Annotated in this window: 11 protein-coding genes; 3 read left to right on the forward strand and 8 right to left on the reverse strand. The window is 68.6% G+C overall.

Translation table 11 applies throughout. The features are described 5' to 3' along the window. Genes A5782_RS12375 through A5782_RS12385 form a run of 3 tightly spaced genes read right to left on the reverse strand, consistent with a single transcriptional unit; the run spans position 1 to position 3,569 of the window. Positions 1–1,314: an amidohydrolase family protein gene (locus tag A5782_RS12375; RefSeq protein WP_067099891.1), complete on the reverse strand. Its 1,314-nt coding sequence runs from the start codon at positions 1,312–1,314 to the stop codon at positions 1–3. After that, positions 1,308–2,501 (reverse strand): CoA transferase, encoded by a 1,194-nt coding sequence (locus tag A5782_RS12380; RefSeq protein ID WP_231986668.1) that lies wholly within the window; start codon positions 2,499–2,501, stop codon positions 1,308–1,310. Before A5782_RS12380 ends, A5782_RS12375 begins: the two co-directional genes overlap by 7 nt. Before the next feature lie 51 nt (positions 2,502–2,552). Continuing rightward, entirely contained in the window at positions 2,553–3,569 is a 1,017-nt protein-coding gene (locus tag A5782_RS12385) for a MaoC family dehydratase (RefSeq protein WP_067099893.1), read from the reverse strand. 166 nt (positions 3,570–3,735) lie between these two features. Here A5782_RS12385 and A5782_RS12390 point away from each other — a divergent pair, with 166 nt between their 5' ends. Continuing rightward, the gene (locus A5782_RS12390; protein ID WP_067099896.1) at positions 3,736–4,887 is read left to right on the forward strand and encodes an acyl-CoA dehydrogenase family protein; all 1,152 of its coding nucleotides are present in this window, start codon (positions 3,736–3,738) and stop codon (positions 4,885–4,887) included. Positions 4,888–5,017: 130 nt separating this feature from the next. Beyond that, positions 5,018–5,485 carry a CD225/dispanin family protein gene (locus tag A5782_RS12395; RefSeq protein ID WP_067099898.1) on the forward strand — a complete coding sequence of 156 codons (468 nt, stop codon included), beginning with the start codon at positions 5,018–5,020 and terminating at the stop codon, positions 5,483–5,485. On the opposite strand, the gene A5782_RS12400 is transcribed toward A5782_RS12395, so the two are convergent. The 4 genes from A5782_RS12400 to A5782_RS12415 are packed head-to-tail and all read right to left on the reverse strand — an operon-like array spanning position 5,470 to position 9,786. Next, complete coding sequence (locus tag A5782_RS12400) at positions 5,470–6,429, reverse strand: enoyl-CoA hydratase/isomerase family protein (RefSeq protein WP_067099900.1); 960 nt, start codon at positions 6,427–6,429, stop codon at positions 5,470–5,472. The genes A5782_RS12395 and A5782_RS12400 overlap by 16 nt on opposite strands. A gap of 3 nt (positions 6,430–6,432) precedes the next feature. Beyond that, a complete protein-coding gene (fadD4, locus tag A5782_RS12405) occupies positions 6,433–7,962 on the reverse strand; it encodes a fatty-acid--CoA ligase FadD4 (RefSeq protein ID WP_067099902.1) in 1,530 nt (509 codons plus the stop codon). Between the two features lie 34 nt (positions 7,963–7,996). Next, positions 7,997–9,073 (reverse strand): S-adenosylmethionine:tRNA ribosyltransferase-isomerase, encoded by a 1,077-nt coding sequence (locus A5782_RS12410; RefSeq protein ID WP_067099904.1) that lies wholly within the window; start codon positions 9,071–9,073, stop codon positions 7,997–7,999. Next, positions 9,070–9,786: an SDR family oxidoreductase gene (locus A5782_RS12415; RefSeq protein ID WP_067099970.1), complete on the reverse strand. Its 717-nt coding sequence runs from the start codon at positions 9,784–9,786 to the stop codon at positions 9,070–9,072. Before A5782_RS12415 ends, A5782_RS12410 begins: the two co-directional genes overlap by 4 nt. A gap of 115 nt (positions 9,787–9,901) precedes the next feature. Here A5782_RS12415 and soxR point away from each other — a divergent pair, with 115 nt between their 5' ends. Further along, positions 9,902–10,369 carry a redox-sensitive transcriptional activator SoxR gene (gene soxR, locus A5782_RS12420; protein WP_067099907.1) on the forward strand — a complete coding sequence of 156 codons (468 nt, stop codon included), beginning with the start codon at positions 9,902–9,904 and terminating at the stop codon, positions 10,367–10,369. A 28-nt stretch (positions 10,370–10,397) separates the two neighbouring features. Here soxR and A5782_RS12425 read toward each other — a convergent pair whose 3' ends face one another. Further along, positions 10,398–12,218 carry a phosphoenolpyruvate carboxykinase (GTP) gene (locus A5782_RS12425; RefSeq protein ID WP_067099910.1) on the reverse strand — a complete coding sequence of 607 codons (1,821 nt, stop codon included), beginning with the start codon at positions 12,216–12,218 and terminating at the stop codon, positions 10,398–10,400. Between the last annotated feature and the right edge of the window lie 47 nt (positions 12,219–12,265).

Here is a 12,265-nt window from a genome sequence, read left to right on the forward strand (position 1 = left end):
TCACATCGCGAAGTACACCAGTTCACCGCCGATGACGGTGGCCGCCACCAGGCCGGCGTCCAAGGCGGCCAGCGCCGTCGCCGGCGGCTCGTTGAGCACACACAGGTCCCCCGGCTGTCCGACGTCCACGCTGCGCAGCCGCCCCGGCTGATCGGCCCGGCCCAGAAACATCGTCAAAGCCTCGCGCGCCGAGACACGTTCGCGTGCACCCAGAACGGCACCCTGCGCCGTGGTGCGGTGCACCGCGGCGCGCATCGCCGTCCAGGGGTCGCCGTGGCCGAACGGCATGTCGGTGGACAGCGCGACCGGCACCGCCGCGTTGCGCAGGGACGCGATGCGCCACAGCTCGTCGTGCTCGGCGGCGGGGACCTCGGCGAAGTACTGGTCGCCGCGCTCGGCGACGAAATTTGGCTGCGTCACCACCGTGACCCCCAGCTCGGCGAGGTCGGCCAGGTTGTCGTCGGGCACCACCGCGGCGTGTTCGATGCGGTCTTGCGGATGGCCGCCGGCCTCGCGCAGCGCCGCGATGGTCACCACCAGCTGGGCGGCCGTCACGCAATGCACGGCGACCGGTTTCCCGCTGTTGTGCCGGCGCACAACCCATTCCGTGAGGGCGTCGAGGTCCAGTCGATCGTCGTGCAGGATCTTCTTGCCCGGTGACAGGAAGCTCAGCCGCGGCCGGAACTCGCCGCGGCGGTGCGCCGCCGTCAGCGACTCCATGTCGTCGGCGCCGAGATCGGGCGTGGCGTCGGTGACGCCGGTGACACCGGTCGCGGTGATCCGGCGGCTCAGTTCGGCCAGATCGGTTTCGCGCCGCTGCAGCGCCAGTGACCAGCCGCGGTCGGCGCTGCGCAGCCGCCCGTCGGGATGTTCGGACAGCCCTACCCGGCCCAGTGCTTCGGAATTGAGGATCCACAGCGCCCCGCTGCGGTGCTGGATGCGGACCGGAACGTGGGGAACGATGGCGTCAAGGGCGCCCCGGTCGAGTTCTCCGGCAACCGAATCGTGGTAGCCCACAGCGCGAATCCAGCCGTCGGGTCCGGGCGTGGCGTTCGCCAGCAATTGGGTGAGCTGCGATTCGGTGCTGACCCCGGGCGGCCCGACGAGAAACGAATCCAGTGCCGAGGCCGCCGAGCGCAGGTGCACATGGTGGTCGTGCAGCCCGGGCAGGACAGTGCCGCCGCCCGCGTACAGCACCCCCTCCCCCGCTCGCGCCACCAGGCCCTCACCCGGCGGCGCCATCTCCTCGATCAGCGCGCCCACCCGGATGTCTGTCGTGGTCCCGTCCAGTAAGGTCGCGCGCTGAATCAGCATGACAGCAAACGCTTTTGGCCGACCAGGTGGCGCACCGCCTCGTTATCGGCGCCCGGTCCTGAGGCCGGACGCGATGCCGGTGGGGCCGTCGGTGACGACACCGGCGCCGGTGATGCCGACGGCTCGACCGGCAGCGCCGCGTAGGTGGCGGCGACCCCGGACATGGATACGCGGATCAACTCGCCGCCACCGCGGCCCAGGGATTCGGCCACCGCCAGCGTCGCCTCTAATCCGGTCAGCGGGTCGGCGATGGCGTCGCCGCAGAACACCGGGCCCGCGGCGCTGGTGCCGACCAGGCCGCCGGCCACCGCGGCGTCATCGCCGAATCCCGGTCTGCGGCCGTCATAACCGGTGATTTGCAGCCAGATTCGGCCCGCGCGCGGTGCGACGTCAGCGGGTCCGAGTCCGCGGCGCGCCAGTGCCGCCGGGCGCGAGCCTTCGATGACGATGTCGCTGACCGCCAGCAGTTCACGCAGTTCGTCCGCCTGGCTGTCGAAATCGACTTCATAGCAGAGCTTTCCGCCGTTGACCCAGTCGAAGAAGGCCTCCGCCCCGGCGCGGGTACCGTCCGGACGTCGCGGGCTTTCGACCTTGACGACCGTCGCCCCGGCGCGTGCCAGCAGCCGCCCGCACAGGGGGCCCGCCCACATCGAGGACAGATCGGTGACCAGCAGGCCGTGCAGCGCACGAGGCACCGTGCGCGCTCCGGCACGGCTTATCCGCGGCGGCGCGGGCTCGGCCTCGCCCATGCCCGCCACCGGAAGGTCGAGCAGCCCCGCCCGCTCGAGGATCTGCGACACCGGACGGGTGGCCGCCCAGCCCCGCAGCAGCGGCCACGGGTCGGCGGCGACGTCGTCGGCCTGCAGCAGCGCCGGGATGGCGTCGAGATCGTCGGCACGCGAGAGGGTGAGCGCGCAGAAGCCATCCCGGGTGGCGAGCAGGTGGGTGCCGCCGCCCGGCGACACGCGACCGCCGCGGGTCAGTCCCAGCATTGCGGCCCGTCCGGTCAACAGGCTCACCGCATCGACGTCGGCACCCAGGCGATCACCGACGGCCGCGGCCACGCCGTGCGCGCGGGTCAGCACGTTGGCGCGGGAGAAGTCGGCGGGACCGTCGGACAGGCCGGTCAAGTAGGCCAACCCGCTGCTTCCCCACTCTTTGACCTGCTGCGACAACGCCGAACTCACGCCCCCATTGTGCGCGTGGCCCGCAGCGCCGTGGCGAGCGGCAAACCCGCCTCAGAACTGCAGCGCGTGAAACCGCCAGTCCAGCACCGGACGGTCCGGCTCAGTCGCGGTGTCGCTGACCGCATACACCAGCGACCGCAGCCCGAGCACGCCACCGTGATCGGTCGGTTCGGCCGATTCGATGTGCAGTTCGCTGTACAGGGTGTCGCCCTCGTGCACGGGCCCGGTGTGATCGCAGGACTGCCAGTTCAACACCGTCACCAGATTGGGCAGTAACCTGCTCGCCTGCGCGAATGCCAGCCCGATGGTATGCCCGCCGTACACCAGCCGGCGCCCGCCGACTCGCGAATCGTGATGTGTGGCAGCAATGTTCAGGGTGAGCCGGGCGAGTTCGGGAGCGCTGCTGACCACGTCGGCGGTGCTGTGCAGCACCGAACCCGCCAGGGCGGGATCGAAGTGTGGACCGGGCACCTTGTCGCGGAACACCTCGCCGTCCCATTGCGCGGTCGGATCGTGGGCCGGGCCGGGCACGTCGGCGCCGATGGCGGACAGATCGTCGTGCGGTGCGTCCCCGGGCGTGAAATCGGGGCCGGCCGGCAGCATTCCGCATCGGTAGAAGTCGAGCACCAACTGATCGGCCTGGTCGATCGTGATCATCCGAAGCGCCGCCAACCCCGTCGGCGCCCGGCCGGGCTTGGGCGAATTCGCTCGCAGCCCAACCACTTCGGTGCGGGTGTAGAGGGAATCGCCGATGACCGGGAACCGGTGGAACACCAGGCCGCGATAAAACAGGTTGGCCTTGACCCGCTGGGTCACCAGTGTCGACTGCCCGATCGCCACGTCGCACACCAGTCCCGGATGGGCAAGCGGCGCCGGGAGGCCCGTCACCGCCCCGCACAGGTCGGCGTCCAGCGCCAGACGCAGCCGGTCACCCACGATCGCCTGGTGAGCGCCCGCCAACCCGGACGACAGCGTCATCGACGGCGCCCAGTCGAACACCTGCCCCACCGAGAGGTCGTCGAAGTACGGTCCGCCCTCGCGAATCCCCGCATACCCGTCACTGGTCACAACGCCCCATGCTGGCAGGCTGTGGATTCGAGGGTCAACTTCGTGGCGATCGCGAGCGCGGCGAAGCCGGGCGAAGCGGATCGTCACCATCAGTTCGTGGCGATCGCGAGCGCGGCGAAGCCGGGCGAAGCGGATCGTCACCATCAACGCTAAAGGGTGATCGCAGGTGAACGACGAAGAAGAGATGCTGGTCACCACGGTGCGGACGTTCATCGACCGCGACGTCAAACCGAGCATTCGCGAGGTCGAGCACGCCAACACCTACCCCGAGGCGTGGATCGAGCAGATGAAGCGGATCGGCATCTACGGACTGGCCGTTCCGGAGGAATACGGTGGGTCGCCGGTGTCCATGCCGTGCTACGTGCGGGTCACCGAGGAACTGGCGCGCGGCTGGATGAGCCTGGCCGGTGCGATGGGCGGACACACCGTGGTCGCCAAGCTGCTGACGCTGTTCGGTACCGAGGACCAGAAGCGGACCTACCTGCCGCGGATGGCCAGTGGCGACGTACGTGCCACCATGGCGTTGACCGAGCCCGGCGGCGGCTCGGATCTGCAGAACATGACCAGTACCGCCCTGCCTTCCGGCACCGACGGTGACGGCCTGGTGATCAACGGGTCCAAGACCTGGATCAGCAACGCGCGCCGTTCCGGGCTCATCGCCCTGCTGTGCAAGACCGACCCGGACGCCAGGCCGCGCCACCGCGGCATCTCGATCGTGCTCGTCGAGCACGGGCCGGGCCTGACGGTGTCGCGGGATCTGCCGAAGTTGGGTTACAAGGGCGTGGAGTCCTGTGAGCTGTCGTTCGACGACTTCCGGGTACCTCGGTCGGCGATACTGGGAGGCGTTGCGGGCGAAGGCTTTTCACAGATGATGAAGGGACTCGAGACGGGACGCATCCAAGTGGCCGCCCGCGCCATGGGCGTCGCCACCGCGGCGCTCGAAGACGCGCTGGCCTACGCCCAGCAGCGAGAGAGCTTCGGCCGGCCCATCTGGCAGCATCAGTCGATCGGTAACTATCTGGCCGACATGGCAACCAAACTCACCGCGGCCCGACAACTCACCCGATACGCCGCCGAGCGCTACGACAGCGGCGAACGCTGCGACATGGAAGCCGGGATGGCCAAACTGTTTGCCTCCGAGGTCGCCATGGAGATCGCGCTGAACGCCGTGCGAATCCACGGCGGCTATGGTTATTCCACCGAATACGACGTCGAACGCTACTTCCGGGACGCGCCACTGATGATCGTCGGTGAAGGCACCAACGAGATCCAACGCAACGTGATTGCCCGCCAACTGGTGACGCGGGGCGGAATCTGATCCGGCTCACCAATCTCGCGGCCCGCGAACGAAGTTTGGGAGTATATTTGCCTGACTTCTCCGGCAGGCAAACCGGTATGGAAGTAAAGCTGTTCGCCAGCCGAGGGAATTACAGGGAAAGGCAGCCGCCATGAGTTATCCCCCCGTGCCGCCCGGAGGTTCGCCAGAATGGCCGGGGCAACAACCGGAATGGCAAGGCCAGCAACCGGAATGGCAGGGCCAGCAGCCCGCCGGGTGGCAAGCTCAGCAGCCGCCGGGCTGGCAGGGCCACCCGCCGCCCGCCGGATGGCCGGCGCCGCAGCCGGGATGGCAGGAGCCCGAGAACTATCTGGTCTGGGCGATCCTGTGCACGGTGCTGTGCTGCCTGCCGCTCGGCATCGTGTCGATCGTCTACTCCAACAAGGTGTCCGGGTTGTGGGCTCAGGGCCGCTACGCCGAGGCCCACGAGGCGTCCAACAATGCCAAGAAGTGGGCCATCATCGGCGCGGTCGTGGGCGCCGTCGCCGCGGTGATCGGCGCCGTGCTGTGGTTCGCCATGTTCGCGGCCATCGTGTCTTCCATCCCGTCCACGACCACCACCACCTATTCGGGCTTCTGAACAGCGGTCTCGTCCGCCAGCCCCCAGGCCAACGCGGTATCCGCGTCGACGGTGCGCCCGGACAACACGAGATACGCTGTGCGCCAACGGCCTATCCGCCGCGTGACGCTGACGGTGCCACCGGCCCCGGGAAGCAACCCCAAGGCCAATTCGGGTAGCCCGAACACCGCATCGTCGCGGGCGGTGACCCACCCGCAAAACGCCGCCATCTCCAATCCGCTGCCCATCACCCGACCGTGCACCTCGGCCCGGCACTGCCGGCCGAGCCGGGCGGCCAGCGCGTCGAGCACCAGGGCGGGGCTGTAGCGGGTACGCGCCAGATGCGCGCTCGCCGGGTCGGCGAAGGTGCCGAACTCCGCGAGGTCCCCGCCACTGCAAAACGACGGACCGTAGCCGCTCAACGCGATACCGGTGACCGACGGATCCAGTTGCGCGACCGCCAGGGCCTCCAACAGCGCGGCGCGCGCGTCCGTCGAGAACGCGTTGTGCCGCTGCGGCCGGTTGAACACGATACGCACGACGTCGCCGTCGCGGGTCGCCCGCACCGGGTCGGCGATCTCGGGCATGCGGACCGGGCCGCGTTCGCGTAACCACTGCGCGAATTCCGGGCCGGCCTGCAGGGTCGAGTACGCCAACGATTCGGTCATCACCCCGGACAGCGTCGGACCCTGCGGATCCACCGCGCGCAACACGTCGTCACAGATCCCACTGGCCTGCGGCCAACGTCGACAGCGTGCCGTCAGCTCGTCCACGCTCGCCGACACCGACTCGACGGTGACCACGCGCCGGTCGGCGCAGGGCTCCTCGGTCAGTGTGAAAGTTGCTGTGTCAAGCCAGAATCCGGCCGCAGCGATGTCGGCGGCCGAGCCGACGCCGACGACCACCCCGGGCGGCGACCCCGGGCCGTCTTGCGGCGCGCTCGACAGGTCGACCACCCGGAGCATCGGTCACACCGAGTACTTCTCGATCAGCCCATTCTTGTAGAGCTTGCCGGTATCGGTACGCGGCAGCTGCGCTTCGAATGCGATCGAACGCGGGCACTTGTAGTGCGCCAGTCGGTCTCGCAGCCACGCCGTCAACTCGTCGGCGAATCCGTCGGTGGCATCGGCCGGATCGACGGTCTGCACGGCGGCCACGACGCGCTGGCCCATCTCGTCGTCGGGCACCCCGAATACCGCGGCGTCCAACACCTGCGGGTGGGTGACCAGAAGATTCTCGGCTTCCTGCGGGTAGATGTTCACCCCGCCGGAAATGATCATGTGGTGACGCCGGTCGGTCAGGTACAGGTAACCCTCGTCGTCGAGGTACCCGATGTCCCCGACGGTCGCCCAGCCGTGCTTCTCGCGCGATGACGCGGTTTTCGCCGCGTCGTTGAGGTATTCGAAGGAATAGCCGCCCTCGAAGTAGATTTCGCCGGCCTGGCCGGGCGGCAACTCGTTGCCGTGCTCGTCGAGAATGTGCACGGCGCCCCCCATGGGTTTGCCGACCGAACCCGGATGCGCCAGCCAGTCCTCGGCGGTGATCAGCGTCGACCCGTGGGCTTCCGAGGACGCGTAGTACTCGTCGATGATCGGGCCCCACCAGTCGATCATCTGTTTCTTGATTTCCACCGGGCACGGAGCCGCCGCATGCATCACCCGCTGCAGGCTGGTCAAGTCGTACGAATGACGAACCTGCTCAGGCAGTTTCAGCATGCGGGTGAACATCGCCGGGACGAACTGGCCGTGCGTGACCCGGTGCCGCGCGATGACGTCCAGGCAGCCTTCGGCGTCGAATTTCTCCATGACGACCGTGGTGATGCCGCCGGCCTGTGCGCTCATCGACCACACCGAGGGCGCCGTGTGGTACAGCGGCGCCGGGCTGAGGTAGATCGAATCGGGCGTCATCCAGAAACCGACAAGCGCCGACATCATGCCGGGGGCTTCGGCCGGTGGCAGGTGCGGCAATTCGCGTTTGATGCCCTTGGGCCGGCCGGTGGTGCCCGACGAGTACTGCAGCAGGTCGCCCTCGATTTCGTCGTCGATCGGGGTATCGGGCTGATCGGCTACGCATTCCGGGTAACGCTCCCAGCCCGGCAGGTCGGCGCCTCCCTTTTCGGTGGCGATCAGCAGCAGCTCGGGCAGCCCGCCCGGCAGATGCTCGGCCAGGCCGGCGAGGGTGTCGCGCAGCACCGCCGAGCCGATGATGGCCTTGGCGCTGCTGTTGTCGATGATGTAGGCCGCCTCTGCCGCGGTCAGGTGGGTGTTGATCGGCACGTAGTACAAACCGCTGCGACGAGCCGCCCACATCACCGCGTGGATGTGCTCGTTGTTCTCCATCAGGATTGCGACGGTGTCGCCCTCGCGCAGACCCGCCTGACGGAACCGGTGCGCCAGTCGGTTGGCACGGGCTTCGAGGTCGTCGAAGGTGACGACCGTTCCGGACGGGTACAGGATGACAGCAGGTTTGTCGGCGCCGATATACGGGCGGATCTGCATGCGCAGACTGTACCGCCGACGAACTTGACGGGTGTTAAGCGGTCGTCGGTCTGCCGGGCAGCAGTAGCGCGCTGTCGCCGAATTCATGCCACAGGTAGCCGCGTTCCACGGCCTCCCGATACGCCCTGGCGACCAGCTCGGGCCCGGCGACCGCCTCGAGCAACAACAGGTGCGAGGCACCGGCTTCGTGCCACCCGGTGATCAGGCCGCTGACGACGCGACAGGGTCGGCCGGGGCCAAGCACCAGATCCGTCCAGCCGACCGCGTGGCGCACCACGCCGTCCGCGGTGGCGGCGGACTCCAGCGCGCGCGTCACCGTCGTTCCCACCGCGATCACCCGTCCGCCGCTCGCGCGCGTGAAGTTCACCAGCCGCGCGGTCGCGGCGGGCACGTGGAAGGGTTCGGCGACCGGTGGCTCGCCCGCGTCCGCCGACGACACCCCCGCGTGCAGCGTGATCGGCGCGATCGCGATGCCGGCGGCCACCAGGTCGGTGACCAGTTCTGTGCTGAACGGCCTTGCCGCACTCGGCATTTCAGCGCTACCGGGCTGTCTGGCGAACACCGTCTGGTAGTAGCGCAGCGGCCACGGCCGCCGCACATACGAGTACCGGATGGGCCGGCCGTGCCGCGCCAGGTACGACACGACATCACCTTCCACAACGACCCGCGCGGCCCACAACCGCGCCCCGCTGACCCCCGGTTGCGGGTAGGACGATTCGATGACAAGCGCCCCACCGCCCGGCATTTCGATGCGTTCGCCCGGCGCGATGTCGGTCAAGTACCCCGTCGCGTTGCCCGCCGGCCGGAGTTCGACCGCCCAGTCCAAGGCCGCGCGTGCCGTGCAGAAGTGGATGGCGATCGGCCGCCCGCCGCGGTCGCCATCGACGGCGGCGGGCAGGGTGGCCGAGTCGTTCACCACCAGCAGATCGCCCGGTCGCAGGTAATCACCGAGGTCGGCGAATCGCGCGTGGTCGACCCCGCCCGGCCGAGCGACCAGCAGCTTCACCGCGTCCCTGGCGACGCCGCGGACCTCCGGCGGCTCGGTGGCATCCGACGCCGGCGCGCGGTGGAAATGGGTCTGCGGGCTCGCCAGCGGCCCGGAAGCGGTCATTGCGGCGTTCCGGATAGCGCCAGATCCGCGGCGCGGTAGCGGCCAGGGGCCGGCCTCGTGTCCAGCAGTCGCAGCAACGCCGGCACCACCGACGCCGGCTCGGCACGGTCGGAGATGTCCTCGGCCGGGAAGGCGGCCTGGTGCATCTCGGTGCGCATGTCGCCGGGGTCGAAGGCGTACACGCGCACCGCGGGCGTCTCGGCGGCCAGGACGGCCGACAGTTGGTCGAGCGCGGCCTTCGACGAGCCATACCCACCCCAGCCGGGGTACGGTTCGACGGCGGCGTCGGAGGTCAGATTGACGATCACGCCGGCGTTTTCGGCGAGCGTCGGCAACGTGGCCTGGATCAGGGCCAGCGGCGCGAACAGGTTCGTCTCGTACACCGTCCACAACTCGCTCGCAGGGTAATCGGCGAGGATCGGTTGCGGGCTGGGCCCCAGCCGACTGGCGTTGTTCACTACGAGGCCAAGCGGGCCGGCGGCGGCTGCGGCCGCGACCAACTCGGCGCGGTGCGAGGCGTCGGTGACGTCACCGGGCAGTGCGATGAATCGGCTTGAATTCAGTGCTCGCGCAGTCGATTCCAGTTCGGAGGCGCGTCGGGCATCGCCGACGACGGTCCAGCCGCGGTCGAGCAGGGCGGCGGTAACCGCGCTCCCGAAACCGCGCGAGGCGCCGGTGACGATCGCGACGGGTTGTTGTTTGGATTGAGTCATACCGCCCATACTGATAGTTGAAGTAAACTTTAAGTCAAGTAGCGATCGCGGGTGCGGCGCAGCCGGACGAAGCGGATCGTCACCATCTCGACAGCCCGAATTCGAGAAGGCCACAATGGATAAACGAGACTTGTTCACCGTCAGCGAGATAGCGAACCGCAGCGGCTTCGCGGCATCGGCGATCCGGTTCTACGAGAGCCAGGGCCTGATCACGGCAAGCCGCACGGCCGGCGGTCAGCGCCGCTTCGAGCGGCAGATGCTGCGCCGCCTGGCCTTCATCCGGGCCGCCCGCAACGTCGGCCTGAGTCTCGAGGAGGTCGCCGCCGCGCTGGCGAAACTTCCATACGGTCGCACACCGACCCGCGCCGACTGGGCTGGACTGTCGAAAACGTGGCGCGCCCGCCTCGACGATCAGATCGCCGGGCTGATCGCGCTGCGCGACAACCTGGACTCGTGCATCGGCTGCGGTTGCCTGTCACTGAAGCGCTGCGCCATCTCCAATCCGGGCGACCTGGCGGCCGGCGCCGGAGCGGGCGCGGTGTACCTGCCGAGATCGCTACGACGGCAGGCGATCAGCCGCTAGGGCCTTGCTTGCCTCGCCGCTGCTCGCGCTACTGCGCGAGCCGCTGCTTGAGCGCATCGAACTCGTCGCGGACACCGGTGGGCAGCTTGTCGCCGACGAACTCGAACCACTCCTCGATCAAGGGCAGTTCCTCGCGCCATTCGGCCGCGTTGACCGCCAGCGCCTTGTCGACGTCGGCGCTGTCGACGTCCAGACCGTCCAGATCCAGATCGCCGGCCGTCGGCACGATGCCGATCGGGGTGTCCTGACCGCCGGCCCGGTGCTCGATGCGGTCCACGATCCACTTGAGCACCCGGCTGTTCTCGCCGAAGCCCGGCCACAGGAAGCCGCCGTCTTCGTCGCGGCGGAACCAGTTGACGAAGAACACCTTGGGCATCTTGGACTCGTCGGAGTTCTTGCCCAGGTCAATCCAGTGCTGGAAGTAGTCACCGACGTGGTAACCCAGGAACGGCAGCATGGCCATCGGGTCGCGGCGCACGGTGCCGACCTTGCCCTCGGCGGCCGCGGTCTGCTCGCTGCCCATGGTGGCTCCCATGAACACGCCGTGCTGCCAGTCGCGGGCCTGGGTCACCAGCGGCACCGTGGTCTTGCGGCGGGCGCCGAACAAAATGCCCGAGATCGGCACGCCCTGCGGGTCGTCCCACTCCGGCGCCAGGATCGGGCACTGCGACATCGGGGTGCAGTAGCGGGAGTTGGGGTGGGCGGCCTTCTCGCCGGAGTCGGGCGTCCAGTCGCGGCCCTTCCAGTCGGTCAGGTGCTCCGGCTCGCCCTCCAGGCCCTCCCACCACACGTCGTTGTCGTCGGTGAGCGCGACGTTGGTGAAGACGGTGTTGCCGCCCTCGATGGTGCGCATGGCGTTGGGGTTGGACTTCCAGTTGGTGCCGGGTGCGACGCCGAAGAAACCGAACTCGGGGTTGACCGCGTACAGGCGGCCGTCCTTGCCGAACCGCATCCAGGCGATGTCGTCACCCAGGGTCTCGGCGCGCCAGCCCGGGATGGTGGGTTGCAGCATGGCCAGGTTGGTCTTGCCGCACGCGGACGGGAACGCCGCGGCGAAGTAGTAGGCCTTGTTCTCCGGGGAGATGAGCTTGAGGATCAGCATGTGCTCGGCCAGCCAGCCCTCGTCGTGGGCCATCGCCGAGGCGATCCGCAGCGAGTAGCACTTCTTGCCCAGCAGCGCGTTGCCGCCGTAACCCGACCCGTAACTCATGATCTCGCGGGTCTCGGGGAAGTGGGTGATGTATTTGGTGTCGTTGCACGGCCACGGCACGTCTTTTTGGCCCGGCTCCAGCGGCGCGCCCACCGAGTGCATTGCCTTCACGAAGAAGCCGTCGTCCCCGATCTTCTCCAGCGCGGCCTTGCCCATCCGGGTCATCACCTTCATCGAGATGACGACGTACTCGGAGTCGGTGATCTCCACGCCCAGCTTGGGGTCGTCGGCGCCGAGCGGCCCCATGCAGAACGGCACCACCCACATGGTGCGTCCTCGCATGCAGCCGCGGTACAACTCGCTCATGGTGGACCGCATCTCGGACGGGTCCATCCAGTTGTTGGTCGGCCCGGCGTCGATCTGGCGCTCGGAACAGATGAAGGTCCGCGACTCCACCCGCGCCACGTCGGACGGGTCGGACAGCGCCAGGTAGGAGTTGGGGTGCTTCTTCTCGTTGAGCTTCTTCAACGTGCCGGCCTCGACCAATTGGCCGGCCAGCCGGTTGAACTCCTCGTCGGAGCCGTCAGCGAAAATCACCCGGTCGGGCTGGGTGAGTTCGGCGACCTCCTGCACCCATGACAGCAGGCCCGGGTGGTTCGTGGGTGCTGTGTCCAAACCGGGAATGGTCGCTGAGGTCATCGAACTCTCCTGGATTCTTCTGCGTATCGGGCTGGTGTCGCTCGCTA

The sequence above is a fragment of the Mycobacterium sp. 852002-40037_SCH5390672 genome (assembly GCF_001665875.1).
Lineage (GTDB): Bacteria > Actinomycetota > Actinomycetes > Mycobacteriales > Mycobacteriaceae > Mycobacterium.

What these genes read in the sequence shown, in the direction of transcription:
- A5782_RS12400 (WP_067099900.1), bottom strand. Translation starts at nt 6,429, where the DNA reads ATGCTCCGGGTGGTCGACCTGTCGAGCGCGCCGCAAGACGGCCCGGGG.
- A5782_RS12395 (WP_067099898.1), top strand. Translation starts at nt 5,018, where the DNA reads ATGAGTTATCCCCCCGTGCCGCCCGGAGGTTCGCCAGAATGGCCGGGG.
- soxR (WP_067099907.1), top strand. Translation starts at nt 9,902, where the DNA reads ATGGATAAACGAGACTTGTTCACCGTCAGCGAGATAGCGAACCGCAGC.
- A5782_RS12415 (WP_067099970.1), bottom strand. Translation starts at nt 9,786, where the DNA reads ATGACTCAATCCAAACAACAACCCGTCGCGATCGTCACCGGCGCCTCG.
- fadD4 (WP_067099902.1), bottom strand. Translation starts at nt 7,962, where the DNA reads ATGCAGATCCGCCCGTATATCGGCGCCGACAAACCTGCTGTCATCCTG.
- A5782_RS12425 (WP_067099910.1), bottom strand. Translation starts at nt 12,218, where the DNA reads ATGACCTCAGCGACCATTCCCGGTTTGGACACAGCACCCACGAACCAC.
- A5782_RS12375 (WP_067099891.1), bottom strand. Translation starts at nt 1,314, where the DNA reads ATGCTGATTCAGCGCGCGACCTTACTGGACGGGACCACGACAGACATC.
- A5782_RS12410 (WP_067099904.1), bottom strand. Translation starts at nt 9,073, where the DNA reads ATGACCGCTTCCGGGCCGCTGGCGAGCCCGCAGACCCATTTCCACCGC.